Raw genomic sequence first — 26,601 nt, forward strand, 5'->3', positions numbered from 1 at the left:
CGCCGATGAGGACCGGCGTGCCGATGAATGGCGGCCCGAGCGGAAAGGCGCACGGATGAGGAGCCGGCCGTCGACGCTGCCCATCACGCTCGGCGAGCTCGCGCGCGTGCGGCCTTTGGCGGGGGCCGAGCTGCATCTCGCCGACCCGGCGCGGACGGTCGAGCAGGTGGTGCTCGCGGAGACGTTCGATCGGCTGCGGCACTGCCTGCCGCACGAGCTTGTCGTGCTGCACGACGAGGCCGCCACCGGCGGTTGGTCGCTCGCGGCGGCGCTGCATCTGGCCTGGGAGCGGAATCTTTCGGCGGTGGTCGTGTCGCGTACGGTCGCCGGGGCCTCCAGCGCGGCCCTGGCCGAGCGGCTGGCCATGTCGCTGATCGTCATCGACGACGACCCGATCGAGGTCGCGCTCCAGCTCGCCGGGCAGGTCAGCGCGCCCGCTGCCGCCCGCGCCCAGCGCCAGGCCCGGATCGCCGAGCAGCTGGCCGAGCAGACCGGCATCCGTGGTGTCCTGGGCGTGCTCAACCGTGAGCTTCAGGGCGTGCCGGTGGCCCTGGTCGTCGGCGAGGTGGTGGTGGCCGGGCAGGCCGCCGCCCTGGCCGAACGGCCGCAGGTGCGCCAGATCGAGGTCGAGGTGCACGCGGCGGGGGAGCGGTCGGCGGCCCGGATGGTGGCCGCGGTGCCGGTGCCCGGGCCGGCCGCGATCGACCAGGTGGCGTCGCTTCTGCGCCTGGCCCGGCCGTCGCTGCAGGCGGCCTGGGCCCGCAGCCGGCTCGACGCGGCCGCCCGGGCCGCGCACGAGCAGGCCGCCTTCGAGCTGCTGCGGCGGCTCGAGACGGACGAGGCGCCGAGCTGGGCGGCCGAGCTGGGCTGGCAGGTCGGCCTGCACAACCGCGCGATCTGGCTCGCGCCCGAGCGGCCCGAGGGCGAGCCGTCGGACGAGGTCACCTATCTGATCCGCGCCTCCTGGCAGCGCGGGCACAGCATCTGGCCGCTGATCGCCGAGGGCGACGGCTGGATCTCCTGGCACAGCGCCGCCGACCCGGACGACGTGACGGCGCTGCGCCGGGTGCTGACCGGCTTTCGCGACTCGGCCGTGGCCCACCGGCTGGTGCTCGGCGTGGGCCGGGCCCACGAGGGGGTCGGCGGGCTGATGCGCTCGGCGGCCGAGGCCCGCCTGGCCGCCCACGTGGCCCGCGAGGCCGGCGCCGGGTCGGTGCAGTGGTTCGACCAGGTCGGTGCGGCGGCCGCGCTGGCCTGGCTGCCCACCACCGAGATCGCCCAGGTGGCCGACCTGACCCTGGCCGAGCTGATGGCGGCGAAGGACCGGGCGCCGCTCGTGCAGACGGTGCTGGCGGTCCTCGACGCGGGCGGCTCGCTGAGCCAGGCCTCGCAACAGCTGGGCGTGCACCGCAACACGGTGCTGGCCCGGCTCGCGCGGGCCCGGCAACTCGGCCTGACCTACGACGAGCCGGGCCAGCGGCTGGCCCTGCACGTGCTGTGTTACGCGCTCACGACGCTGTGGAACCGATCGGCTCAGCCGGACCGATCCCGTAGCGGGAGCGAGCCGTCTCGGCCGTGATGTTGCGGTCGAGCACGTCGGCCCGGACGTCCTCGGCCGACCGTTCGATGGGGTCGCCGTAGCCGCCCCCGCCGCCCGTGGCACACCGTACGACGTCACCCTTCTTGATCTTCATGCCGTTGATCTTCAAGATCCGCCGCTCGTCCTCGCGGCCCGGATTGATCACGACCTCGGGGCCGACCGCGTCCTCGCCGCCGAACAGGCCCCAGGCGGGCTGCCGCGACCGCTCGAACCACAGCGACACCGACATGTCGGTCTGCGCCTCGTACTCGCGGATCACGCCGTTGCCGCCGCGCCACCGTCCCGAGCCGCCCGAGTCGGGACGGATCCGGTATTCGGTGATCCGCCACGGGTACCGGGTCTCGTGCACCTCGATCGGAATGTCCTTGAGCGAGCCGTTCACGTTGTTGATCAGGGCGCTCTCGCCGTCCGAGCCGTTCCAGGCGCCCCAGCCGCCGACCGTGGCCTCCAGGCTGACGAAGTCGCGGCTGACCCGTGGATCCGTACCCGAGCTCAGAATGATCATCGAATCGCCGTGCGAAGCGCCGGCCACCTGGTCGGGCAGCGCCGGGGCGAGCGCCCGGGCCACCATGTCGATGAGCAGGCCGAGGTGGGAGAAGTACCACTGGCAGGCGGCCGGCGACCGCGCGCCGAGGACCGAGCCCTCCCGCACCTGGGTGGTCATCGACCGGAACGAGCCGCCGTTGCCGGGCAGGTCCGGGCTGACCAGCAGCTTGTAGCCGACGCGCAGGGCCGACACGGCCTGCGAGACGCCGCAGTTGACCGGGCCCACGGTCTGGTCGGCCGACTCCGTGACGTCGAAGTCGATACCCTCGCCGGTCACGGTGATCTTCAGGCGGATCGGGATCGGGGTGTCCAGGTCGATGCCGTCGTTGTCGAGCACGCCCTCGGCGGTGTAGACGCCGTCCGGGATCTTGGCGATGACCGCGCGCTCCAGGAGCTCGGTCTGGTGGAAGATCTCGTCGCGCGCGGCTTCGAGAGTGTCCAGCCCGAACCGCCTTACGATCTCCTGAAGTCGCCTCTCGCCCATCTGGATGCAGGCCATCATGGCGTGCATGTCGCCGGTGGTGGGATAGGGAAAGCGCACGTTGGTGCCGATCGTGTCGATGACCGCGCGTTCCTCCGTACCACCGGAAACCAGTTTCTGAGGCCCGAGCCGCAGGCCCTCCTGGAAGATCGAGATCGAGTCCATCGAACCGCCGGGGTCCTTGGAGCCGACGTCGATCCAGTGAGCGCGGCTCGCGGTGAAGCCGACCAGGGTCTCGTCGACGAAGACGGGGCCGAAGATGGTGACGTCGTTGAGGTGCGTGCCGCCGAGGTAGCTGTCGTTGAGGATCCACACGTCGCCCGCCTGCCACACCTCGCGGCCGAAGCGCTCCTCGGTGGCCAGGGTGCAGGTCTCCAGGTTGCCCAGGAAGATCGGCAGGCCGGCCGACTGGCCGAGGACCTGGTGGTCGGCGTCGAGCAGGGCGACCACGCAGTCGCCGCACTCATAGATGATCGGGGTGTACGCCGAGCGGATCAGCGTGGCGTTCATGTCGTCGGCGGCCGCGTTGAGCGCGTTCCGGATGATTTCGACGGTGACCGGGTCGATCATGCGTTCTCGTCCTTCCTGATCACGAGCGAGCCGATGTCGTCGACGCTCACGCCGTAGCCGGGCGGCACGACCGTGGTGGCGGTGTCCTCGACGATCACGGCGGGGCCGGCGAAGGTGTGGCCGACGAAGAGGTCGTCGCGGCGTACGACAACGGTGTCCGTTTTATCGCCATCGAAGATCACCGGGCGGATGTCGTGCGGGAACTCTGCTGTGGTTGCCGCGGGCCATTTCTGCGGCTCAGTACGGCCGAGATCCCCGAAGGCGGCGGTGCGCAGCGCGACGAATTCGATCGGCGCGCCCAGGTTGGCGTGGCCGTAGCGGGACTTGTGCAGGTCGGCGAAGCGCTGGGCCACGTTCGGCAGGAAGTCGTCGTCGTTGGGCTCGTCGGCGCTGGTCAGTGGCACTGTGAGGGTGTATTCCTGCGCTGCGTACCGGATGTCGACGGCGTGCGTCGCGCTGCGTCGCTCGCTTTCCACTCCCTCGCTGCCGAGTGTGGCGAGACCGTCGTTCTCCATCTGAGTCAATTTTTCGGACATATCGGATTTACTTAGGTCCTGATCCAGGAAGAAGTACGGCTCGGTCCAGTCCTGCCGGATGCGCGTCTGCAACATGCCCCAGGCCGAGAACGCGCCCGGGAAACGCGGCACGACCGTCTCGGCGATGCCGAGCTCGCGGGCCAGGAAGACGGCGTGCATCGGACCGGCCCCGCCGAAGGCGACCAGCGCCGACTCGCGCGGCTCGATGCCCCGCGAGACCGTGATGGTGCGGATCGCCTGGGCCATCTTGGAGTTCGCGACGTCGCAGATGCCCTCGGCCATCGCCGTGGTGGTCATCCCGAACACCTCGGCCAGCCCGTCCACGGCCTTCGACGCCGCGTCGGTGTCGAGCGTCATCTGCCCGCCGGCGAAACCCTCCGGGTCGATGCGGCCCAGCACCAGGTTGGCGTCGGTCACGGTCGGCTCGGTGCCGCCGCGGTCGTAGCAGGCCGGTCCGGGCCGGGCGCCCGCGCTGCGCGGCCCGACCCGCAGGCCGCCGGCCTCGGCCCAGGCCACCGAGCCGCCACCGGCGCCGACCGTGTGGATGTTGACCACGCTCATCAGCATCGGCAGGCCCTCGAGCTGCGCCTCGGCCGACACGTCGGGTTCGCCGTCGACGATCAGCGACACGTCGAAGCTGGTGCCGCCCATGTCGACGCCGATCAGGTGCGGCCGACCGGTCTGCCGGGACAGCTCGGCGCAGGCGATCGCGCCACCGACCGGGCCGGACAGCAGCGTCTGCAGCGGGCGGCGGCGGGCCGACTCGGCGGTCAGGATGCCGCCCGACGACTGCATGACGTGCAGCGGCACCCGCAGCCCTCGGTCTTCGAGCCGCCCTTCCAGGTCGAGGAGATAACGGCGGACGATCGGGCCGGTGTACGCCTCGACGACCGCCGACGACGTACGTTCGTACTCCCGCCATTCCTTCGCCGCCTCGTGCGACACCGAGACCGTGACGTCCTCGCCCAGCTCCTCGTGCAGGATCTCCCGGGCCCGCAGCTCGTGGGCCGGGTTCTTGTAGCTGAACAGGAACGCGATGGCGACGGCGCCGGTGACCCGCTTGGCCGCCGCCCGCACCGCGTCCTCGTCCAGCGGCACGAGCTCGGTGCCGTCGGCCGCGATGCGCCCGCCGATGCCGACCACGTCCCGGCGCGGCACCAGCGGCGCCGGCTTGCGGTAGTGCAGGTCGTAGAGCCGGGTCCGCGGGCCGCGCGCGATGTGGTAGCTGTCCTCCACGCCCGCGGTGCCCAGCAACAGCACGGGCACGCCGCGGCGCTCCAGGAACGCGTTGAGGCCCTGGGTCGTGCCGTGCACCAGGAAGTCGATGCCGGACGGCTCCTCGACCACCGCGCCCAGCCCGGCCAGCACGCCCTCGCTCAGGTTGCCCGGCGTGGTCGACGCCTTGGTGGCCGCGAACGTCCCGCTGTCCTGGTCGTACGTCACGACGTCGGTGAACGTGCCACCGATGTCCATCGCTACTCGATACCGCCCCATCTGCTCTCCCTCGATCGGTGCAAGCAAGCTAGGAGCGGGCACCGCCGGGCAAGTGTGCGCGGGGCCCAGCCCGGCCGCGCCGCCGCGTGCTTCGCGCACGATCGCCGCTCCGGGCGGCTGGCCAGACTGCGGCCATGACAGTCTTCGCGAAGCGCGACCGCCGGGCGGAAATCGACACGGCCATCGATGCGGTGACCTCCTCGGGAAGCGCCGGCGACGCGGTCCGGCTGGCCCAACTGCTGACCAGCGCCCCGCCCAACCTGCTGACCCCGGCCGCGGCCGCTTCCTGGGCGTCATCCCTTCCCGGATTGACCGCCACGGTGCTCGACGCGGCCGACTTCGGCGCGCTGTCGGCCATCGGAGGAGGCTCGTCCAACGCTCCGCAGATGGTGCGGCTCGACTATCTGTCGGCGTCGCCGTCCGTGGCGCTGGTGGGCAAGGGCATCACCTTCGACAGCGGAGGCCTCTCGCTGAAATCCCCGGCCGCCATGCAGTCGATGCGGATGGACGTGGCCGGCGCCGCCACCGTCCTGGCCGTCATGGCCGCCCTGCCCGCGGCCGGCTGCACGATCCCGGTCACGGCGGTGCTGCCGTTCGCCGAGAACCTGCCCGGCCCGGGCGCGGCCCGCCCCGGCGACGTGGTCACCGCCTGGAACGGCACCGAGATCCAGATCCTGGACACCGACTTCGAGGGCCGGGTGATCCTGGCCGACGCGCTGGCCCTGGCCGCCTCACTGTCACCGTCCCTGCTGATCGACCTGGCCACGCTGACCTATCAGGCCGAGATCGCCCTGGGCCCCGAGATCGCCGCCGTCTTCGGCCGCGACGATCGCGCTGTCGAGCGCTTCCTGGCCGCCGCGTCCAAGGCAGGCGAGCCGATGTGGCGGCTGCCGTACGACGAGCGCTACATAGACCAGGTCCGCACTCCGTACGGCGTACGAAACCACCCCTTGCACGACTCCGGACGCGCCATCACCGCCGCCCTGTTCCTCGGCGAGTTCGTGCCGCCCTCAGTCCCGTGGGTGCACTGCGACATGACCGGCCCGGCCTGGAAGGGCGACGCCTCCCTGGACGGCGCCACCGGCTTCGGAGCCCGCACCCTGTTACGGCTGTTACTTGCGTGATGGACGGCACCCAATTGTTCATCGCGGTTTCGTGGTTACCCACAGGTCGGCGCAATAGGTTGAGCCTGAAAGCAAAACCGAGGGGGGACCATGGGTTTCATCACCACCAATGACGGTGTCGAGATCTTCTACAAGGACTGGGGATCGGGTCAGCCGATCGTGTTCAGCCACGGATGGCCGCTGTCGTCCGATGACTGGGACGCGCAGCTGATGTTCTTCCTGCAGCGCGGCTACCGGGTCATCGCGCACGACCGCCGGGGGCACGGCCGCTCGGCGCAGGTCGCCGACGGCCACGACATGGACCACTACGCGGACGACCTGGCCGCGCTGACCGCCCACCTCGACCTGCGCGACGCCGTTCACGTCGGGCACTCGACCGGTGGTGGCGAGGTCGCGCACTACATCGCCCGCCACGGCGAGTCGCGCGTCGCCAAGGCGGTGCTGATCAGCGCCGTACCGCCGATCATGGTGCAGACCGAGGCCAACCCGGGCGGCCTGCCCAAGAGCGTCTTCGACGGCATCCAGGAGCAGGTGGCGACGAACCGCTCGGTCTTCTACCGCGACCTGCCGGCCACCGCGTTCTACGGCTTCAACCGTGACGGCGTCGAGCCGATCGAGGCCATCATCCAGAACTGGTGGCGCCAGGGCATGATGGGCGGCGCCAAGGCCCACTACGACGGCGTGGTCGCGTTCTCGCAGACCGACTTCACCGAGGACCTCAAGAAGATCACGGTCCCGGTCCTGGTCATGCACGGCGACGACGACCAGGTCGTCCCGTACGCCGACTCGGGCCCGCTCTCGGCCAAGCTCGTGCAGAACGGCACGCTCAAGACGTACGCGGGCTTCCCGCACGGCATGCCCACCACGCAGGCCGCCGTCATCAACGCCGACCTGCTGGAGTTCATCCAGTCCTGACGTGCACACGTCCACAAAGGCCGCCGGGGCATCCCTCCGGCGGCCTTTGCCGTGTCGCGCCCCGGCGCCCAGGCCGCGTGGGCGTGTGCGGTCCGGCGCAGGAACGCCTCCAGGCCGGCCAGATCGTCGGTGTTGATGTGGTCGACGTCCGCGGCGACCAGTTCGCGCCACAGGGCCTCACGTTCCGGGCCGGAGGCGTCGGGGGTGGCCCAGAAGCGCACGCGCTGCCGGTTGGCGTGGGCATCACGGACGAACTGCCGCAGCTTCGTGCGCTCCGCGGCCGGCATCGGGCCCACGCCCTGCCACGTGAACAGGTTGGTCCAGTTGTCGCTGATCAGCGGGATGAGGCCGGCCGGCGCACCCGAGCCGAGGTCGGCGGCACGGCCGTCGTAGAAGGCGTACCGCACCCGCTGCGCGGCCATCAGGTCGCGCGGCCGGTCACCGCTGATCACGACGGTCACGGCATTTTCCAGGACCCGGCCATTGGTGTACGACTCGACGAGTCATGCCGCGACGCTAACGACACATCGTGAATCGTCGATGACGTGCGCATGGTTACAGGTGGAGCCCGGGCGTCCTTTCCGGGGCGGTGCCAGGATCGAAGAATGAATCAGGAGCAGCTGGCGAAGGTCGGGTCGGGGACGGGATTTCTCGCGGCGCTGGATCAGAGCGGTGGGAGCACGCCCAAGGCGCTCGAGCAGTACGGGGTGGCGGAGTCGGCGTACTCGGATGATGATCAGATGTTCGATCTCATGCACGAGTTCCGGGCGCGGATCATCTCGGCGCCGGCGTTCGGTGGGGATCGGGTGCTGGCGGCGATCCTGTTCGAACAGACGATGGAGCGTGAGGTCGACGGGGTGGCCGTGCCGGCGTACCTCTGGGGTCGCAAGCAGGTTGTGCCGTTTGTGAAAGTCGATGAGGGGCTGGCCGCGGAGAAGGACGGCGTGCGGCTGATGAAGCCGTTCACCAGGCTCGACGGGCTGCTCGAGCGGGCGACGCGCCGCGGGGTGTTCGGGACGAAGATGCGGTCGTTCATCGCCGGGCCCGACCGCGGGGGCGTCGCGGCGGTGCTCGATCAGCAGTTCGACTATGCCGGGCGGATTCTGGACGCGGGGCTCGTGCCGATCATCGAGCCCGAGGTCGACATTCACAGCGGCGGCAAGGCGGCGGCCGAGGAGCTGCTGCTGGCCGGCATCGTCGACCGGCTGGCGGGTGTGCCGGACGGGCGGCAGGTGATGCTCAAGCTGTCGATTCCGAGCCAGGACGACTTCTACGCGGGGCTGATCGCGCACCCCAAGGTGCTGCGCGTGGTCGCGCTCTCCGGCGGCTACACGCAGGCCGAGGCCGACGAGCGGCTCGCGCGCAACCGCGGGCTGATCGCCAGTTTCTCGCGGGCGCTGACCCAGGATCTGCGCCGGGACCAGAGCGACGCCGAGTTCAACCGGGTGCTCGACAAGGCGATCGGGGACATCTATCGAGCGTCGGCCGCCTGACGCGGCGGCCGTCACCGTCGAAGGCGCCGATTCGTTCTATGGCCGTGATCAGAACCGCGCCGTGGGCACCGTCCGGACATCGGCCGTTGGTCTTGTTGACCATCACCGTTTCGGCTGATGCCGGGAAGAGTTCCACCGAGCATCATGGTCCGATCTGATCGAGAAAGTGTGACCATGTTCAGGACTATTGACGCCGACTCCCGCTCGGCCACCGCGAACGAGATCGCCGCCCGCCTGCGCGCCCAGTATGTAGCCAGCGGCGACCGCGCCTACCTCCATGCCGCCGCGATCGCGCTGGGACAGGCGTTCCCGGCTGCGACCGCCGCACCGGAGCCGGCGCCCGCGAGCTGAGCCGCTTTCACCGATCCCGAAACGCTGCGCGGTAGGCCTCGGGGCTGACGCCCCGGGTTCGGCGGAAGTGGCGCTGCAAAGTGTCCAGGCTGCCGAAACCGCACCGGCGGGCCACTGCGGCGATCGTCGTGCCGGCCCGCTCCAGCAGCTGCTCGGCGCGGCGGACCCGTTGCTCCCGCACCCACGCGGCCGGCGTCGCGCCGGTCGCGGCCGTGAAGTGCCGGATGAACGTGCGCGGCGACATGGCGGCCCGGACGGCCAGGGCGTTCACCGACAGGTCGGCGTCCAGGTGGTCGGCCGCCCAGTCGAGCAGCTCGGCCAGGGTCGGCCCGGGGTCGTTCGGCGTCACCGGCCGCCGGGAGAACTGGGCCTGGCCGCCGCTGCGGTGGGCCGGCACGACCATCTCCCGGGCGACCCGGTTCGCGATGTCGGCGCCGTGGTCGCGGCGGATCAGGTGCAGGCACAGGTCGATCGCGGCCGACGCCCCGGCGCTGGTGGCGATCGGGCCGTCCACCGCGTAGATCCGGTCGGCGTCGACGGTGACGCGCGGAAACCGGGCGGCCAGATCATCCGTGTACGCCCAGTGGGTCGTCGCCGTGCGCCCGTCGAGCAGGCCGGCCGCGGCCAGCGTGAACGCGCCCGTGCACAGGGCGGCGACCGTCGCGCCCCGGTCGGCGGCCCGGCGCAGCGCCGTCACCAGCTCGGGTGAGGGCGGCGGCACCGGCGGGCCGGCCCCGGTCACGATGATCAGGTCGGCCCGGTCGAGGTGGCCGAGCCCGGCGGTCGGTGTCATCAGGAAGCCGGTCGAGGTGCGCAGCGGGCCGGGCGTCTCGGCGCACACCTCGTAGCGGTAGCGCGGCAGCTCCGGGTCGACCCGGGCCAGCCCGAAGATCTCGCTGGCGATGCCGAGCTCGAACGCGGGCACCGGCTCGGCGACGACCACGGCGACATCCGTCATGCCTCCCAGGATGGCACGAACTGCGGCTCTCATGGCAAAGCTGCCACTCCGGGGCGGGTACCGGACAGGTATGACCTTCGCCGGACCACTGCTCATCGTGTACGTCGTCTGGGGCTCCACCTATCTGGCGCAGAAGGTGGGCCTGGAGGGCGTGCCGCCGCTGACGATGAACGCCTTCCGCTTCTTCGTCGCCGGGGCGCTGCTCTACGCGTACTGCCGCTACCGCAAGGTGCCGCATCCCGACCGTACGCAGTGGCGGGCCGGCGCCGTCCTCGGTCTGCTGCTCCCCGCCGGCACCGGCGGCGCCGCGTGGGCCGAACAGTGGCTGTCCTCCGGCATCACCGCGTTGTTCCTGGCCAGCATCCCGCTCTGGATCGTGCTCGGCCGCCGGGTGGTCGACCGGGAGAAGGTCACCTGGCCGGTGGCGCTGGGCCTGGCCGCCGGGTTCGCCGGGGTGACCCTGCTGGCCCGGCCGCAGGGTGGCGGCGACGCCGTGGCGATCGCGGTCGCGCTCGCCGCCGCCCTGTGCTGGGGTCTGGGCACGGTCTACGCCGGCCACGCGCCCAAGCCGCAGTCCGCCCTGATGGCCAGCGCGACCCAGATGCTGTGCGCCGGCGCGATCCTGACCGTGCTGTCCGGCGCCACCGGCGAGTGGGAGCGGATCGAGGTCACCGGCCGCTCGGCGCTGGCGGTGGCCTATCTGATCGTCTTCGGCAGTCTGGTGGCCTACACGGCGTACACCTGGCTGTTGAAGAACACCGCCCCGCAGATAGCCGGCACCTATGCGTTCGTGAACCCGGTCGTGGCCGTCCTTCTCGGCTGGTGGATCCTCGACGAGCCGCTGACCGTGCGGACGATCCTCGCCACCGTGGTGATCGCGGCCGGGGTGGCGCTGATCGTGCTGGCGCCTAAGCCGCAGCCCGCTGATCTTGTGCCAGCAGGTCGCTGACGGCCGCGGCGGGCAGCGGGCGGGCGAAATGGAAGCCCTGCACGTGGCGATATCCGAGCTGGTGCAGGCGCTCGGCCTGAGCCGCGGTCTCCACACCTTCGGCCACCGTGCGCAGGCCCATCGTGGTGGCGATGCCGGTCAGGGCGGTCACGACGGCCTCCTGCTCGGGGGCGCCGCCGAGACCGTCGACGAACGACTTGTCGACCTTGATGACGTCGACCGGGCAGGTGCGCAGCAGGCCCAGCGACGAGTGGCCGGTGCCGAAGTCGTCGAGCGCGATGCTGACACCCAGCGCCGACAGGGCCTTGACGGTGGCGAGCGCGCGGCCGCCGCCGAAGACCGCCGTCTCGGTGATCTCGACGGTCAATTGCTTGGGGGGTACGCCGTGACGGGCGAGCGCCGAAGCCACAAGATCAGGAAGGGCCGGGTCGAGCAGTTGCCGCGCCGAGACGTTGACCGCGACCGAGTGCAGGCCGGGCCAGGCCGCGGCCTGGGCGCAGGCGGTGTCGATGATCCAGGCGCCCAGCTCGACGATGAGGCCGGTGTCCTCGGCGACCGGGATGAAGTCGGCCGGGGAGACGATCTCGCCGGAGGGCAGGGTCCAGCGTACGAGGGACTCGACGCCGTAGATCTCGCCGTGCGGCAGCGTGACCACAGGCTGGTAGAGCAGGTGGAACTCGCCCTGGTTGAGTGCCCGGCGCAGGTCGGCGGCGAGGGTGGCCCGCTGGCGCAGTTCACGCTCGAGCGAGGCGTCATAGCGCACGACCAGGCCACCGGCCGCCTCGCGCAGGGCGACCTCGGCCTCCCGGTAGTCGTCCCCGATACCGACCGAAACCTCAACGATCATGTCGTGCCCGGCCGCCCGAAGCGGCTCCGCCGTGGCCGCGACAAGCAGCCCAGCGAAGTCGGCCGGCGCCGAGCCCGGCGCTACCTTGCCCGGCGTCGCCGAGCCCGGCGTCACTGAGCCCTGCGCCTCCGAGCGCCGCGCCTCCGAGCCCTGCGCCTCCGACCCCCGCGCCTTCGACCCCCGCGCCTTCGACCCCCGCGCCTTCGACCCCCGCGCCTCCGAGCCCTGCGCCTCCGAGCGCCGCGCCTCCGACCCACGCGCCTCCAACCCCCGCGCCTCCAACCCCCGCGCCACCGAGCTCCGCGCCCTTCCTCCGGATAAATCGGAAATGTCCGTTGAAAAAGTGGCGGATGAGTGCGGCGAACGGGGCAGGAGCACGCCGAACTCGTCGCCGCCGAGGCGGGCGACCGTCGCGTCGGGGCCGGCCAGGGCGGTGAGGCGGTCGGCGAAGGCGATCAGCAGCGCGTCGCCGGCGTCGGGGCCGAGGCCGTCGTTGATCGCGCGGAACTCCCGCAGGTCGATCAGCACGACGGTGTGACCCGGGGCCACGGATTCGGTGAAGTGGCGGCGGTTGTAGAGGCCGGTCAGGTCGTCGTGTGCCGCCCGGTGGGCGACCGTGTCGAGCAGGGTGGCGTTCTCGGCCAGGGCCACCGCCTGGCGGGCCACGACCAGGAGCAGTAGCAGGGTGGTGCCGGCGACCTGGGCCGTGCTCAGGTGGCCCTCGCGCAGATAGACGGTGGCCAGCAGAACGCTGGTCAGGCCGGTGGCCACCAGCGGAATCGCGGTGCCGCGCTTGGGCTGCGCCGAGCCGTTCGCGGTCCCGCGCACCACGGGGGCCGAGCCGTTCGCGGTCCCGCGCACCACGGGGGCCGAGCCGTTCGCGGTCCCGCGCACCACCGGGGCCGAGCCGTTCGCGGTGCGGCGCAGCCCCCAGGTCGAGCTGTTCGCGGTGCGGCGCAGCGCCCAGGCCGAGCCGTTCGCGGCGCGGTGGGCGGCCATGACACCGAAAAGGCCGACGAAGGGCAGGACGGCGGCGCTGCCGTTGAGGTGGGGCCAGGGCAGGAGCAGGGTCATCAGGACCGTGGAGAGCGGGCCCGCCAGGCCGATCGGGGCCAGCCACCACAGGGCGGCGCGGGGGACCGGGCTCTGCCGGGCCGACATGATTTTGACGACGACCATGACGCCGGCCACCGCGATCGCCATCATCGCGATGTTCAGCCACCAGGCCGAGACGCCGACGCCGAACTTGTCGATGAACCAGTCCAGGTATTCCGAGCCGGCGATGCCCGCGGTCACCGCCACCACGGCGACGTCGAGGACGGCCGTGGTGATCTGGCGCCAGCTGCGGCCGCCGCTCGGCAGACGGAGCAGCGCCGAGATGGCGAGGACGGTGCCCACGACGTACAGCAGGAGGGTCCTGGCCCCGATCGGCGGCATGCCGGACCAGGTCGCCGTGGCCAGGTCGGCGACCTGACTCAGCGCCGCCGCCAGCACGAAGCCCATGGCGACGGTGAGCCGCCGCCAGAACGTCCGCAGAGCCCCGGCGCTCGTGACCGCGACCGCGCGGAAACCGGCGACCGCCAGCGCGAGCGCGACGACGGCCGGCGCCCACACCAGCGGCCACGGGAACCCGGCGTGCGTGCCGAGCACGATCAGCACGACTTCCGCGACGGCGGCCGCGAGGGCCCAGGCTCCCTTCATGAAGGGAGAAATCGGCAGCGAAAGCCTAAAGCTAAGAAATGTCAGGCCGCGGCCGGAATGTCGGCCACCGTCTCCGGCCCCGCCTTGCTGTCGATGAACTCGTGCAGATGCTGCCACTCGGTCTCGCGGACGGCGCCGAACGCCCGGGCCTCGTCGATGAGATCGCGTGCCCGCGCGTAGTCACCGGAGCTGAAGGCCGCGCTGGCGGCGGCGTTGGCCTGCTGACCCCGTACGCGCCGAAGCTCGTCCCACTGGGCGGCGTCCCGCACGGTCGTGGCCGGCACGCCGTGCTTTTTCAGCCACGCCATCTCGTCGTCGGTCGCCTGGGTCACCCGGCCCACGTACTCCGGCCCCCACTGCTCCAGTGCCAGCAGTAGTTGCCGCTGCCGGACGGCAGTCCTCCGTCGGTCCAAGCTCGCGCTCATCGTTCCCCCCAGATGATCATCAGGCATGACTTCCCCCGGGCCGATCCTTTCTAACCTGCCGCGATACAAGTGCAGTGACCATCACACCTGGGCTTCATCGATATGCGGTTGAGACATCCACCTGCCCTGATCCGCTGCCCCGAGGCCGGGGAAGCCTCGTGAGGGAGCACTGTCCGACGTGACATACGAGGACATTTGTTTCGAGCGGTGCTCTTTCGACGGGGCCGATCTGTCGCGCACCGTCGTCCTCGGTGGGGCGGTCACCGACTCGACCATGGTGCGCACGGTCCTGCGTGACGTCCTGGTCGCCGGGGCCCGCTGGGAGCGGGTCGACCTGACCGGGGCCAAGCTGCCGCATTTCGCGGCCGAGCGGACGCTGTTCCGGGACGTGACTTTTCCCGCGCTGAGCCGGGTCGAGTTCACCGGGTGCACGTTCGAGGGGTGCCGGTTCACGGGACGGCTGCGCGATGTGCGCTTCCTGGGTCGCGTCCATCCCTCCGTACTACGAAATGTGACGTTTTTGTCCGATGACTTCAAATACGCGGAATTTGACGGTACGGAGTTCGACGGCGTCCGCTTTCCCGAGGGTGACGCGCTGATCGTGGTGCCGCGGGCGTTCCGGGCCGTGGCCGAGCTGGCCGGAAGGCTGTCGACGGAGCGGCGGGACGAGGTGGGCCGGGCGTTGCGCCGCTTCCTGTCGGAGCAGTCGCTGCGGCCCGGGCTCAGCGACACCGCCGGGTGGGTGGCCGGCCGCCGCGACTTCGAGAGCGAGGAGCTGGCCGGCTTCGCGGCGCGGATGATCGGTGCGGCGTGGGAGCAGGTCAGCAGCTCATCGCTATGACGTCGACGGCCTGGGTGTTGGCGATCGGGACCCAGAGGCTGTCCTGGCCCAGGCGGTCGTAGCGGAACGGGCCCCTCGTGATCGGGCCGATCCAGGTGACGGCCGTGGTCACGCAGTTGGCCGGGGCCTCGAAGGCGTCGGTGTCGCGGAAGGGCGGGAACTGGGCCGAGAGCTCGTACGGGCGCAGCCACGTCTCGGCCGGGAAGTGGGAGATCCGGACGTACCAGGGGGAGTGGTTGGCCACCTCGCCGCCGCCGAACGGATCGTGGACGGGGGCGGCGGGCACCAGGAAGACCAGTGCCACGACAGCGACGGCTCGCCTGCCCATGCATCGATGATGCGCCTTTTAAGGATGTTTAAGGTTCGATTTTCATCCTGTGCAAACCCACGCCCGTAGTTGTTGATCGAGACGGTCGAACAACTGAGGAGCGAAGCGATGTACCCGATCCGCCGGCGAAACAAGGTGTCCCGCAAGGTCGTGCTCGGAGCGTCGGCGGTGGTGCTCGCGGGCGGCGCGTTCGCCGTCGGCACCGGGCTGAGCAGCGCGGGGGAGAACTGCGTGGGTCTCGACCAGGCGCTGCGGCAGAACCTTCAGTTCATCGCCGGTCAGCGGGCCGCGCCCGACGCGCAGTCTTCAGCGCGGATCGCCAACCGCCAGGCCGTCGTCGACCTGATCAACCAGCGCCGCCAGGTCGCGGGCTGCGACGCCGACGTGGCCGCGGAGGTGCCCGTGGCCGCGCCGACCGTCGCCCCCACGACAAAGGCCCCGGCCAAGCCCGCGACCCCGCCGGCAGCTGGGGCCGGCGAGGTCGTCTGCAAGGGCTCGACCGTCACCCTGTCGGGCGAGGCCGGCGCGCCGTTCGCGTCGAGCGGCACCTTCCCGCTCGGCACGGTCCTCAAGGTGACGAACCTGGACAACAACAAGAGCATCACCGTGAAGGTGGAGACCACCTCCGGCAGCTGCGTCCTGCTCAACAACGCCGCCTTCGAGCAGGTCCGCGAGCCCGGCAAGTTCCTGATCCGCCGCGCGGTGATCACGCGGGTCGGCTGAGCTACTTGCCGAGGTTTTTCATGTCGAAGACGTCGGCGGCGACCGGGGCCTTGATGTCGGCGAAGGTCTCGCCGTACTCGGTGAAGGCCAGGCTGCCGTCGGCGGCGGTCGGGCCGTCCAGGCGCAGCGGGTAGGTCTCGCCCTCGGCGGCCACGTAGAGGACGCCGCCCTTGCCTTCCACGGTGTCGGTCAGCCCGAGGGCCTGCTTGCCGTCGATCTGCTTGGTGCCGGCCTTCTCGACAGTGCCCTCGGGCTCGAGGATCTCCTCCATGTTCGTGATGGCGAACATGGAGGCGGTGTCCGTGTCCTTCGCGTCGATCTTGACCCACCGCTTGCCGATGACCTGCGCGATGGTCTTGCCGTCGGCGCCCTGCGCGGTCCAGAACTCCGAGCTGGGCCGGAAGAAGCGCTGCGAACCGACGGAGAGCAGCTCGATCTTGCCCTCCTTGGTCTGGATGAAGCCGATCACGTCGTTGCCGGCGATCTTGAGGTCGACGGTGGTCTTGTCGCCGTCCTCGGTCATGCTGCCGGCGACGTGGTAGGACTTCGCCGACTTGAGGGCGGTCTTGGCCTTGTCGAGGATCTGCTGGCCGGTGAGCGCGTCGAGCGCGCCGGCGGCCGGGGCGGACGAGGCCGGCGCCGCCGCCTTGGTGTCGCTCGCGGCGTCGTCGCTCTTGCTGCCGCACGCGGTCAGGGCCAGCGTCGACGCCAGGACGACCGAGACGCCAGTGATAAGTCGGATTTTCATGCTCTATATCCCCGTTCTTGAATTCGCGGCGATCAACATAGCCGTGAGCCGATCGGCTACCGCACGCAGGCCGAACGGTCATGCGGCCCTGGCGCGGCCCGTCTAACCTCGGGGCATGTTGACCGCCGAGAAGAAGAGCATGTGGCGCGGCCAGTACAGGATGGTCGCCGACGGCCGTGAGGTCGCCCAGTGGGACCCGTCGTGGTGGCGCTCCGGCGGCGATTTCGAGGTCGACGGCCATCGGTTCACCGTGCGGTCGAACGCCTGGGGCAGCCGGTTCACGATGCTAGACCAGGCCGGCAACCAGGTCGCCCACGTGCAACGGGCCGGCCGCAAGAACTGGTCGGTGCACGCCGGCGGCCTCGTCTACGAGTTCCGCCGCACCTCGGTGTGGGGCACCCAGCAGGATCTGCTCTCGGCCGGAGTGAAGGTGGGCTCGCTGCGCCGGACGAGCACCTGGTCCGGCAGCGTCGAGGCCGACCTGCCCGGCATGCCGTTGCCGATCCAGATCTTCGTGGTCGGCGTCCAGATCGCCATGTGGCAGGCCCAGGCCGCCGCGGCCAGCGCCTGATGACCGACCTCGCCCGCCGGGGCGCGGAGGTCATGTTCGGCCAGGACAGGGCCAGCAAGGCGCTGGGCATGGAGCTCGAGGAGGCCGGCCCCGGCCGCGCGGTCGTCGCCATGACGGTCCGCGACGACATGGTCAACGGCTACGACCTGCTGCACGGCGGCCTGCTGGCCACCCTCTGCGACACCGCGTTCTCGGTCGCCTGCAACACGTACGGCGAGATCACGGTCGCCGCCGGCTTCGACATCACCTTCCTCGAGGCGAGCCACGCCGGCGACCGCTTGCGCGCCCACGCCGTCGAGCGCGCCCGCCGGGGCCGCTCCGGCTTGTACGACGTGACAGTCACCCGCGCCGACGGCGTCGTCCTGGCCGAGTTCCGCGGCCGCAGCCGCTCCCTGGGGCGGCCGATAGACATGCCCGCGACGCCTGAGAGATAGAAAGGCGTCACTTGCGCCGCTTTGGATAACGGCATGAAGCGTCGTGCTTTCCTCGCCACCGCCCTCGCCGTCACCGTCGCCGTGGGCGGCCTCACCACTCCCGCCCACGCCGATGTCAGGCTCGCCTCGGCCGCGAATTTCCGCGACGTCGGCGGCTACACGACGGCGGACGGCCACACCGTTCGTACCGGCGTCGTCTTCCGCTCGAACAAGCTGAGCAATCTCACCGCGGCCGAGCAGCAGGTGATCACCGGGCTCGGCATCACCCTCGACATCGACCTGCGCAACATCTCGGAGCGCTCGCAGGAGCCGGACAAGGTGCCGGCCGGCGTCACCTATCAGGTCGCCGACGTCGTCTCGCTCGCGCACGGCCTGCGTTTCCACAAGGACGCGGCCGCCACGCTGGCCGCCGCGCTCGCCGCCGGGCTGTTCTCCGGCTCGTCGGATCTGGGCCAGTCGATCGGCTATCCGTTCATGGTGAACTTCGTCGGCGCCGACTACGCCTTCCACGACGTGCTCTACGCCGTCGGGCACACGAACGGCGGCCTCGTCTTCCATTGCAGCGCCGGCAAGGACCGCACCGGCTGGGCCACGGCCGTGCTGCTCACCCTGCTCGGCGTCCCGCGGGCCACCGTGGAGCAGGACTTCCTGGCCAGCAACACCTATCTGGGCCGGAGTGACGCCGTCGAGGTGTCCTGGCTGCGGGCCGCGTTCGCCCAGGTGAACTACATCTATGGCAGCTTCGACAATTACCTGCGCCAGGGGCTGATGCTCACCGGCGCCGACCTCGCCGCGATCAAGTCGCGACTGCTGGTGTGACCTCGCGCCGCCGGTAATCCTGAGGGCTTGTCCGGTAGAAGCGTTTGAAGGCGTTGCTCAGCGAGAACGCGCTGCCGTAGCCGACCTGGCGGGCCACCGCCTCCAGGGTCGCGTCGCTCTGCCGCAGCAGGTCGGCCGCGACCGTGAGGCGCCAGCCCGCCAGGTAGGCCATCGGCGGCTCGCCGACGACCTCGGTGAAGCGTCGCGCGAACGCCGCGCGGGAGGCGCCGGCCTTCGAGGCCAGGGAGGAGACCGTCCAGCCGTACGCCGGGTCGTCGTGCATCAAGCGCAGGGCGGGACCCACCACCGGGTCGCCCTGCGCCCGCAGCCACCCCGGTTTTTCCTCGTTCGGCGAGGACAGCCAGGACCGCAGCACCGACACGAGCGTGAGGTCGAGCAGCCGGTCGAGCACGAGATCCTGGGCCGGCTCGGTGCCGTTCATCTCGCGTACGAGCAAATCGATCAAAGCCCGATCGCCCTGCCCGGCCGTCCGCACGAGCACCCCCGGCAGCGCTGCGAGCAGGCGCCGGCCGACCTCGCTGTGCATCTGGTAGGTTCCGCTGATCATGATGGTCGCGCCGTCGGGCGCCGCACCCCAGGTTCGCACCCCTTGTCCGGTCATGCGCATTTCCGTGCCATCCGCTGCTTCGCAGCGTTGCCCCGGATGGATGATCACTTGCGCTGGGCGTCCGGGCCGGTCCCCCATGTCGTACGGCTGGATCCCGCTCACCACCGCGACATCACCGACCCCGATCCGCGCGTCGGGTTCGCCTTCCCGCCGGATCCAGGCCTCCCCGCGCACCAGGGTGATGAGCGACAATGGCGACCCGTCCTGGATCCGGAGACCCCACGGCGGATCGAGCACCGACCGCAACAGAAACGCCCCGCGGGCACGCGCCCCGTCCAGCAGTCCCGTCAACACATCCACACGTCAGTATTCCCACATCGATGTGTGACAATGCTTTCGCTATCGGTAGTGTCCAGTGGAATTTCGGGGGCCCGGGTGAGTGAGACAGCCACCGCGGAGGTCGGCGGCGAGCAGGCCGACAGCGGCAACGCGGAGGAGCCCACGGCGGCGCCGGGCGTGCTGAGACGGCTGTGGGCGCGTCGTGAGTGGATCCTGGTGATCCTCGGCGGGCTGGCGCTCGCCGTGGCGCTGACCTGGCCGACGATGCGCGACCCGCGGCACACCGTGCCCGGCGACATCGGCGACCCGGCCCTGTTCGCCTGGCAGATCGCCTGGGGCGGGCACGCGCTGCTGACCGATCCCTGGCATCTGTGGGACTCGAACACGTTCTACCCGGACACGTACTCGCTGGCCTTCACCGACACCGTCCTCGGCTACATGCCGTTCGGCATGATCGGTTCGGGCATGGACGACGCCGTCCTGCGCTACAACATCCTGTACGTGCTGCTGCACGCGCTCGCCTTCATCGGCGCGTACGCCCTGACCCGCCAGCTCGGTGCGCATCCGCTCGGCGCGGCGGTGGCCGGCATCGCGTGGGCGTTCGCGCCGTGGCGGCTCGCCCACGCCGGGCACATGAACGTCATCTCGACCGGCGGCATCGCGCTGAGCCTCGCCATGATCGCTCGCGGGCACGGCTGGTCGCTGCGGAGAGGCCATCGCCCCGAGCGGCACAGCCCGTGGTGGGCGCTGGCCGGCTGGCTGGTGGCCGCCTGGCAGATCACCCTGGGGCTCGCGATCGGGCTGCCCTTCGCGTATGTGATGATCGGCCTCTGCCTGGTCGTGGCCGGGTTCTACGGCTGGGCCCGGTGGCGGCGCGGCCGTGCGCCCTTCGGGCGCCGGCTGCTGGTGGCCGATCTGGCCGGCGGGCTGGTCTTCGGGGCCGCCACCCTCTACATGGGTATCGCCTACTCCCGCATCGTCGAGCTCCACCCGCAGGCCGACCGCGGGCTGAACTGGACCGAGATGTACTCGCCGCCCTGGCGGGGCCTGTTCATCGCGCCCGAGTCGTCCTGGCTGTGGGGTGCCCGGCACGCCGGGGCCCGGGCCGACCTGATGTGGCCGCCGGAGATGGCGCTGCTGGCCGGCGTGACCCTGATCGCGCTGGCCACGGTCGGGTTGTTCGTCTCGGTCTTCCGGGTCCGGCACCGGGTGCTGCTGGCCCTCGGCGTCGTGGTGGCGGTGGTGCTGACGCTCGGCGCGACCCTGCCCGGAAACGGCGACCCGGGTTACCTGACGCTGTCCAAACATCTGCCGGGCTGGGCGGCCCTGCGCACACCCGGGCGGATGACCCTGTGGAGCTCGCTGCTGCTGGCCGTCCTGGCCGCCGGCGCGGTCAGCGCCTTCGTCGCCCAGGCGAAGTCGATCGCGCCCTGGCGGTCCGGGGTCCTGGCCCGCGGGAAGTTCGTCGTGCTGCGGCTCGCCCTGCTGATCCCGCTCGTGCTGGTCACCGTCGAGGGCGTCAACCGGACCGCGCACCCCGAGGTGCTGCGCTACCCGGCCGCGATGGCGGCCGCCCAGGAGCCGATCCTGGTGCTGCCCAGCGGCGGCAGTCTCGAGATGTCCATCATGCTGTGGACCACGAACGGGTTCCCGCGCATTCCCAACGGCGTCGTCACCTTCGTTCCGGCCGCCCAGGAGCGGATCCGCTCGATCAGCCAGACCTTCCCGGACCGCACGAGCATCGACGTGCTGCGGGCGTACGGCATCAAATCGGTCGTCGTCCTGCCCGAATGGCTGGGCGGAACCCCGTGGGCGGGCGTGCCCGACCGCCCGGTCGACATGCTCGGCATCACCCGCGAGCAGATCGACGGCGCCATACTGTACCGACTGGGGTGACGGCGAAAGAGGAACTATGCGGATCACCGTGCTGGGCGCGGGCTCTTGGGGCACCACGGTCGCGTCCGTGCTCACCCGCCGTGATCACGAGTCGCTGATCTGGGCGCGCAACCCGGCCGCGGCCGAGGAGATCAACGTCAAGCACACCAACGAGCGCTACCTCGAGGGCTTCCCGCTGCCGGGCCGGCTCCGCGCCACCGCCGACCTGGCCGAGGCGGCCGCCCACGCCGAGCTGCTCGTGGTGGGTGTGCCCACGGGAGCGTTCCGCGCCACGCTGGAACAGGTGAAGCCCGACCTGCACCCGTGGATCCCGGTGGTGAGCCTGAGCAAGGGCCTCGAACGCGACTCGCTGCGCCGGATGACCGAGGTCATCAAGGAGGTGCTGCCCGGCCATCCGGCCGCCGCGCTGACCGGCCCCAACCTGGCCAAAGAGATCATGGCCGGCATGGCGGCGGCCACCGTGATCGCCACGGAGGACCTGACGGTCGCCGCCGAGATCCAGCGGGTCTTCCGCCGCGGCCTGCTGCGCGTCTACACCAACCACGACGTGATCGGCTGCGAGGTGGGCGGCGCCCTGAAGAACGTCGTGGCGATCGCCACGGGCATCGCCCAGGGCCTGGGCGTCGGCGACAACACCCGGGCCGGCGTGATCTCCCGGGGCCTGGCCGAGCTGACCACACTGGCGGCGGCCCTGGGCGGCGAGCCGAGCACGCTGGCCGGCCTGGCCGGCATGGGCGACCTGGTGGCGACGTGCATCAGCCCGCACAGCCGCAACCGCTACGTGGGCGAGCAGCTGGGCCGCGGCCGCAGCCTGGACGAGATCCTGGCCGAGATGGGCCAGGTGGCCGAGGGCGTCAAAACCGTCCACGCGGCAGTCCAGCTGGCCGACCGCCACAACCTCCCCATGCCCATCACCCGCACGATCCACCAAGTGATCACCGGCGACATGACAGCCGAGCGAGCCTACGAGGGCCTCCTGCGCACCCACCCGGCCGGCCACGAGTCCGAGCCCGGCTGAGCCGTTCTTCCTGGTAGTCCCACGCCTATAGTCATGGAGCATGGCGAATGCTTCCGTTGATGCGGCGAACGGTCGGTCACCGTCCCGTCATGCGTCATCCCCGACGGCACCTCGCCGCTGAACTTGCTGCTGGAGGCGCGAGCCGAGGACGAGTGGTTCCGGCGGGAATCGGCGGCTCGGTAGGCCACTGGTCGACCGGATCAAGGGCTCACCTCTGCACAACTTGAAGGAGCTTCGTCCGGGCTCGGCCGGGGCGACGGAGGTACGGATTCTGTTCATCTTCGATCGGGCTCGCAACGCGGTCCTATTGGTGGCCGGCGACAAGTCTGGGCAGTGGAACACCGTGAAGACTTCCTCGATGAGTTCTTTCCCGGCGCCGCTGACCGGGCGGAGGTTGAAGAGGGCGCCCGGGTGGCCCCGACGCCGGCGAAGTCGCTGAGTTTGGGCTGGCCAGTTAGCGCCGTCTCCGTCGGCGAGTCTGAAAGCGCGCGGCGCGTTTGTTTCTTCAGGCTACGCATTTGGTTTCGAGGTTGTTAACAGGGTTGATCGACGAACTCGATATCGATCAAGGCTGTCGTAGCGTCAACGGCACTTCAGGCCTCTGATCGAGTCGAGGTGTTCCGTTGACGCAATCCCCCTTCGGCAGGTCCGTGCCGCTCATCGTGGCGGCCGTGACCGCGCTGGCAGTGACCCCGCCGGTGCCCGCCCACGCACAAGCAGCAGCAGCGCCCGCGCCCGCCGGGCCGGCCGCGACGTCGGCCGGTACGACGATCACGCTGATCACTGGTGACAAGGTGACCGTCCGGCCCGGTGTCACCACCGTGCAGGGGCCCGGCGGCGAGCAGGTCGGTGCGCACATCACCACTGTCGGGCCGGACACCTACGTCTACCCGGAGAGCGCCCTTCCCTATGTCGGCGCCGGGCTGCTCGACAAGCGACTGTTCAACGTGACCTATCTGCTGCGCGAGGGCTACGGCGACGCCGCCACCGATCGGCTGCCGGTCATCCTCGGCTACGCCGACTCGGCCGCCAAGCGGATCGCCGGCGCTTTGCCCGAGGGCAGCACCGAAGTGCGTGCGCTGCCGAGCATCCACGGCAGCGCCGTGAACACCGAGCGCGACGCGGACTTCTGGACGTCGCTGACCGCCGCCGCGCCGGCCGCCGCACGAGCCAAGACGACGACCGGCTTCGCCCACGGCATCACCAAGGTGTGGCTGGACGGCAAGGTGCACGCCGACCTGGCCGACAGCGTGGCCCAGATCGGCGCGCCGGAAGTGTGGGCGGGCGGGAACACCGGCGAGGGCGTCGACGTCGCCGTGCTCGACACCGGTGTCGACGCCGGGCACCCGGATCTGGCCGGGCGTATCGAGTCGAGCCAGAGCTTCGTGCCGGGTGAGGACGTCACCGACGGGCACGGGCACGGCACGCATGTGGCCTCCACCATCGCCGGCTCCGGGGCCGGTGCCGGCGGCAAGGAGCGGGGTGTCGCGCCGGGCGCCGACCTCGAGATCGGCAAGGTGCTCGACAACGGCGGCTCCGGGCAGGACTCCTGGATCATCAGCGGGATGGAGTGGGCCGCGCGGGAGCGCAAGGCCAAGGTCATCAGCATGAGCCTCGGCGGTGACCCGACCGACGGCACCGATCCGATGAGCGTGGCCGTCAACGAGCTCAGCGCCGAGACCGGTGCCCTGTTCGTCATCGCGGCCGGCAACAGCGGGCCCACCGAGACGACCGTCGGGTCGCCCGGCGCCGCCGACGCCGCCCTGACCGTGGGCGCGGTCGACGCCGACGACCACCTGGCCGACTTCTCCAGCCGCGGCCCGCGCTTCGTCGACGGCGCGCTCAAGCCGGAGATCACCGCGCCCGGCGTCGACATCGTGGCGGCCCGCGCCGCCGGCACGACCATGGGCCAGCCGGTGAACGAGCTCTACACCGCCGCCTCCGGCACCTCGATGGCCACGCCGCACGTCGCCGGCGCCGCCGTCCTGCTCGCCGCCCAGCACCCCGGCTGGACCGGCTCGCAGCTCAAGGACGCCCTGGTCAGCACGGCCAAGGAGACCCCCGACTACAGCGTTTACGAGGCCGGCAGCGGCCGCCTCGACATCGCCGCCACCGCGAAGGCGACCGTTTTCGCCACGGCCTCGGCCTACCTCGGCATCCACCCGCTGCAGGACGAGCCGTCGGGCATCGTCGAGCGCCAGATCACGTACACCAACACCGGCCCCTCCGCCGTTGATCTTGATTTGGAGATCACCGGTCTCGACGTCGCGACCATCGACAAGCCGCGGGTGACCGTGCCGGCCAACGGCACCGCCTCGGTCAAGGTCTCGGTCGACCTCAGCCGCACGGCGGAGAAGGGCCGGTTCACCGGCAGCGTCGTCGCCACCGGCGCCGGCGTCCGGGTCGACACCATCGTCGGCATCAGCACCGAGGATCAGCCGCGGCACCTGACCATCACGCCCACCGGCCGCGGCGGCGAGCCCATGCCCGGTGAGATCATGATGCTGCGCGAGGGCGACCCGGCGGGCGCCTACTACAACTTCCTCACCCTCGACGGCCGCCCGATCGACGTGCTCGTGCCGGACGGCCGCTACGCGGTGTGGATGTGGGGCGACGTCGAGGGCACCCACGGCCCCAACTCCCGGGGCATGGCGCTGGTCAGCGCGCCCACGGTCGTCGTCGAGAAGGACACCGCCGTCGAGCTGAAGGCCTCCACCACCCGTGAGGTCCAGGCGATCACGCCCAAGGCGTCGGCCACCGCCGAGCTGCGCCTCGACTACCACCGCGAGCTGGGCGACACGGCCAAGGCCACCGACGCGTTCATCATTCCCCGCTACTACGACAGCATCTGGGTCACGCCCGGCCAGAAGGCCCGCGACGGCAAGATGTCGGTGACGGCCCGCTGGCGCAAGACCGAGCCGCTGATCTCGATCGGCGACTCCTACGACGACCTCCTGCTGATCTCCGGGTCGACCATTCCGGCCGAGGGCACCCGTCAGCTCGAGGCTGTCTTCGCCGGTGACGGCACCACCGCCGACTTCGCCAAGGTCAACGTCAAGGACAAGATTGCGGTGGTACGCCGTGACGACCTCGACGACCAGGTGAAGGCGGCCGAGAAGGCGGGCGCGGCGGTGCTCGCGATCGTCAACAACGAGCCCGGGCGCTACTTCGACGCCAGCTCCAAGACCAAGCTGGCCGTGGTCTCGCTGACCCAGGACGGCGGCGAGCGCCTGATCACTCAGCTCGGCCAGGGCAGGGTGAGCCTGCGCCTCACCTCCGACCCGACCACCGATTACCTGTACGACCTGGTCCGCTACTGGCCGAACGGGACGCCGAAGTCGCTCACCTACCGCCCGTCGGAGCGTGAGCTGGCCCGGGTCGACGTCGACTTCCAGAGCACCTCCACCCGGGAGATCTCCGAGAAGCGGTTCGACAAGAACCCGGACCTGCCGGTCAAGGTCGGCTCGACCACGCTGATGCGCTCCGACCGCTTCCGCACCGACTGGGTCACCGCCCAGGACGGCGTCACGTGGTCGACCGACATGGACGACTGGTACTCGTTCCAGCTCGGCGGCGACACCACCTACAAGGCGGGCAGCCGCACCGGCGAGACGTGGCTGGGCGCGATCCAGCGCCCGCGGATCAACGACGCGGTCACGCTGCCCCGCCGGGACGGCGACCGGATCGTGGCCGAGATCCCCGGCTGGGGCGACTCGGGCGCCAACCACGCCGGCGTGGCCTTCCCGGAAGGCGGCGAGATGACGGCGACGCTGTCGCAGGGCACGAAGGTGATCGAGCAGAACACGTACAACTGGATCGATCAGAACTCCGGGCTGAGCCCCAAGCGTCTCCCGTACCGCCTGGTCACCACGACCCAGCGGGACACGACGTCCTACGCGTACTCGTCCAAGACCCGGACGACCTGGGACTTCTTCTCCGACGCCAAGACGGCCCGCCTGCCGCTCATCCAGCTCGACTACAAGGTCGGCACGGACATCACGCACCGGGCCTCCCGCTCGACCGCGATCACGGTCACCCCGTCGCACCTGACCGGCGGCCCGAGCACCAAGGCCATCAGGACGGTCACGCTTGATGTGTCGTACGACGACGGCGCCACCTGGGTGCACCAGCGGCTCCACCAGACGAAGGACGGGTGGACCACCGACCTGCGGGCCCCGAGGAACGCCCAGCACGTCACGTTGAAGGCCGGCGCCAAGGACGCGTACGGCAACAGCGTGGAACAAACGATCACCAGGGCCTTCGGCCTGAAGTGACCGGCCGGCCGGGCCGCGACACCCCCCGTCGCGGCCCGGCCCTCCAACGTTC

Annotated in this window: 22 protein-coding genes and 2 pseudogenes; 15 read left to right on the forward strand and 9 right to left on the reverse strand. The window is 70.8% G+C overall.

Going from position 1 to position 26,601, the window contains the following annotated elements; translation table 11 throughout:
• Positions 1-55: 55 nt before the first annotated feature.
• Entirely contained in the window at positions 56-1,579 is a 1,524-nt protein-coding gene (locus CRP55_RS20805; protein WP_097321772.1) for a PucR family transcriptional regulator, read from the forward strand.
• On the opposite strand, the gene CRP55_RS20810 is transcribed toward CRP55_RS20805, so the two are convergent.
• Together CRP55_RS20810 and CRP55_RS20815 are read right to left on the reverse strand one after the other, a co-directional pair.
• Positions 1,509-3,197 carry a hydantoinase B/oxoprolinase family protein gene (locus CRP55_RS20810; protein WP_097321773.1) on the reverse strand — a complete coding sequence of 563 codons (1,689 nt, stop codon included), beginning with the start codon at positions 3,195-3,197 and terminating at the stop codon, positions 1,509-1,511. The genes CRP55_RS20805 and CRP55_RS20810 overlap by 71 nt on opposite strands.
• Positions 3,194-5,227, reverse strand: a complete 2,034-nt coding sequence (locus CRP55_RS20815; RefSeq protein WP_245923215.1) for a hydantoinase/oxoprolinase family protein — start codon at positions 5,225-5,227, stop codon at positions 3,194-3,196. Before CRP55_RS20815 ends, CRP55_RS20810 begins: the two co-directional genes overlap by 4 nt.
• Before the next feature lie 134 nt (positions 5,228-5,361).
• Between CRP55_RS20815 and CRP55_RS20820 the strand changes: the two genes are divergently transcribed.
• Both CRP55_RS20820 and CRP55_RS20825 read left to right on the forward strand, forming a co-directional pair.
• Positions 5,362-6,351, forward strand: coding sequence for a M17 family metallopeptidase (locus CRP55_RS20820; RefSeq protein ID WP_097321775.1), 990 nt, complete (start codon positions 5,362-5,364; stop codon positions 6,349-6,351).
• A 90-nt stretch (positions 6,352-6,441) separates the two neighbouring features.
• A complete protein-coding gene (locus CRP55_RS20825; RefSeq protein ID WP_097321776.1) occupies positions 6,442-7,266 on the forward strand; it encodes an alpha/beta fold hydrolase in 825 nt (274 codons plus the stop codon).
• 77 nt (positions 7,267-7,343) lie between these two features.
• Here the strand turns inward: CRP55_RS20825 and CRP55_RS20830 are convergent.
• A pseudogene (locus CRP55_RS20830) lies at positions 7,344-7,769 on the reverse strand (PI-PLC domain-containing protein); the annotation flags it as partial.
• A gap of 102 nt (positions 7,770-7,871) precedes the next feature.
• Between CRP55_RS20830 and CRP55_RS20835 the strand changes: the two are divergent.
• Positions 7,872-8,759 (forward strand): fructose bisphosphate aldolase, encoded by an 888-nt coding sequence (locus tag CRP55_RS20835; RefSeq protein ID WP_097321777.1) that lies wholly within the window; start codon positions 7,872-7,874, stop codon positions 8,757-8,759.
• A gap of 174 nt (positions 8,760-8,933) precedes the next feature.
• A complete protein-coding gene (locus CRP55_RS53140) occupies positions 8,934-9,110 on the forward strand; it encodes a hypothetical protein (RefSeq protein ID WP_179855273.1) in 177 nt (58 codons plus the stop codon).
• 7 nt (positions 9,111-9,117) lie between these two features.
• On the opposite strand, the gene CRP55_RS20845 is transcribed toward CRP55_RS53140, so the two are convergent.
• Positions 9,118-10,068, reverse strand: coding sequence for a GlxA family transcriptional regulator (locus CRP55_RS20845; protein WP_097321841.1), 951 nt, complete (start codon positions 10,066-10,068; stop codon positions 9,118-9,120).
• Positions 10,069-10,138: 70 nt separating this feature from the next.
• On the opposite strand from CRP55_RS20845, the gene CRP55_RS20850 reads away from it, so the two are divergent.
• Positions 10,139-11,017, forward strand: a complete 879-nt coding sequence (locus CRP55_RS20850) for an EamA family transporter (RefSeq protein ID WP_179855274.1) — start codon at positions 10,139-10,141, stop codon at positions 11,015-11,017.
• Here CRP55_RS20850 and CRP55_RS54750 read toward each other — a convergent pair.
• Entirely contained in the window at positions 10,977-13,565 is a 2,589-nt protein-coding gene (locus CRP55_RS54750; protein ID WP_245923217.1) for a putative bifunctional diguanylate cyclase/phosphodiesterase, read from the reverse strand. The genes CRP55_RS20850 and CRP55_RS54750 overlap by 41 nt on opposite strands.
• 41 nt (positions 13,566-13,606) lie before the next feature.
• Complete coding sequence (locus CRP55_RS20870; protein ID WP_143234773.1) at positions 13,607-13,978, reverse strand: hypothetical protein; 372 nt, start codon at positions 13,976-13,978, stop codon at positions 13,607-13,609.
• 190 nt (positions 13,979-14,168) lie between these two features.
• Here CRP55_RS20870 and CRP55_RS20875 point away from each other — a divergent pair, with 190 nt between their 5' ends.
• A complete protein-coding gene (locus CRP55_RS20875; protein WP_097321781.1) occupies positions 14,169-14,831 on the forward strand; it encodes a pentapeptide repeat-containing protein in 663 nt (220 codons plus the stop codon).
• Here the strand turns inward: CRP55_RS20875 and CRP55_RS20880 are convergent.
• Positions 14,812-15,159 (reverse strand): hypothetical protein, encoded by a 348-nt coding sequence (locus CRP55_RS20880; RefSeq protein WP_143234775.1) that lies wholly within the window; start codon positions 15,157-15,159, stop codon positions 14,812-14,814. The genes CRP55_RS20875 and CRP55_RS20880 overlap by 20 nt on opposite strands.
• A 108-nt stretch (positions 15,160-15,267) precedes the next feature.
• Here CRP55_RS20880 and CRP55_RS20885 point away from each other — a divergent pair, with 108 nt between their 5' ends.
• Entirely contained in the window at positions 15,268-15,882 is a 615-nt protein-coding gene (locus tag CRP55_RS20885; RefSeq protein WP_097321783.1) for an SCO2207 family protein, read from the forward strand.
• Between the two features lies 1 nt (position 15,883).
• Here the strand turns inward: CRP55_RS20885 and CRP55_RS20890 are convergent, their stop codons facing one another.
• Entirely contained in the window at positions 15,884-16,630 is a 747-nt protein-coding gene (locus tag CRP55_RS20890; RefSeq protein WP_097321784.1) for a hypothetical protein, read from the reverse strand.
• Positions 16,631-16,745: 115 nt separating this feature from the next.
• On the opposite strand from CRP55_RS20890, the gene CRP55_RS20895 reads away from it, so the two are divergent.
• From CRP55_RS20895 to CRP55_RS20905, 3 genes are read left to right on the forward strand one after another with little or no spacing between them, the layout of a single operon-like run.
• Positions 16,746-17,201 carry a hypothetical protein gene (locus CRP55_RS20895; protein ID WP_097321785.1) on the forward strand — a complete coding sequence of 152 codons (456 nt, stop codon included), beginning with the start codon at positions 16,746-16,748 and terminating at the stop codon, positions 17,199-17,201.
• Positions 17,201-17,635, forward strand: a complete 435-nt coding sequence (paaI, locus tag CRP55_RS20900; RefSeq protein WP_097321842.1) for a hydroxyphenylacetyl-CoA thioesterase PaaI — start codon at positions 17,201-17,203, stop codon at positions 17,633-17,635. Before CRP55_RS20895 ends, paaI begins: the two co-directional genes overlap by 1 nt.
• Positions 17,636-17,668: 33 nt before the next feature.
• On the forward strand, positions 17,669-18,454 hold the full coding sequence (locus CRP55_RS20905) for a tyrosine-protein phosphatase (RefSeq protein ID WP_097321786.1): 786 nt from the start codon (positions 17,669-17,671) through the stop codon (positions 18,452-18,454).
• Here the strand turns inward: CRP55_RS20905 and CRP55_RS20910 are convergent.
• Complete coding sequence (locus tag CRP55_RS20910; protein ID WP_097321787.1) at positions 18,432-19,382, reverse strand: AraC family transcriptional regulator; 951 nt, start codon at positions 19,380-19,382, stop codon at positions 18,432-18,434. The two genes, CRP55_RS20905 and CRP55_RS20910, sit on opposite strands and share 23 nt — an antisense overlap.
• A gap of 75 nt (positions 19,383-19,457) precedes the next feature.
• Here CRP55_RS20910 and CRP55_RS20915 point away from each other — a divergent pair, with 75 nt between their 5' ends.
• The 4 genes and pseudogenes from CRP55_RS20915 (at position 19,458) to CRP55_RS20930 (ending at position 26,549) form a co-directional block, all read left to right on the forward strand.
• The gene (locus CRP55_RS20915) at positions 19,458-21,257 is read left to right on the forward strand and encodes a putative glycosyltransferase family protein (protein ID WP_097321788.1); all 1,800 of its coding nucleotides are present in this window, start codon (positions 19,458-19,460) and stop codon (positions 21,255-21,257) included.
• A 16-nt stretch (positions 21,258-21,273) separates the two neighbouring features.
• Entirely contained in the window at positions 21,274-22,275 is a 1,002-nt protein-coding gene (locus CRP55_RS20920) for an NAD(P)H-dependent glycerol-3-phosphate dehydrogenase (protein WP_097321789.1), read from the forward strand.
• Between the two features lie 172 nt (positions 22,276-22,447).
• Positions 22,448-22,714 (forward strand): annotated as a pseudogene (locus CRP55_RS56495) (type II toxin-antitoxin system RelE/ParE family toxin); the annotation flags it as partial.
• A gap of 232 nt (positions 22,715-22,946) precedes the next feature.
• A complete protein-coding gene (locus CRP55_RS20930) occupies positions 22,947-26,549 on the forward strand; it encodes a S8 family serine peptidase (protein ID WP_218854647.1) in 3,603 nt (1,200 codons plus the stop codon).
• The last annotated feature ends 52 nt before the right edge of the window (positions 26,550-26,601 follow it).

The organism is Paractinoplanes atraurantiacus (assembly GCF_900215205.1).
In the GTDB taxonomy this organism is placed as follows: Bacteria; Actinomycetota; Actinomycetes; order Mycobacteriales; family Micromonosporaceae; genus Actinoplanes; species Actinoplanes atraurantiacus.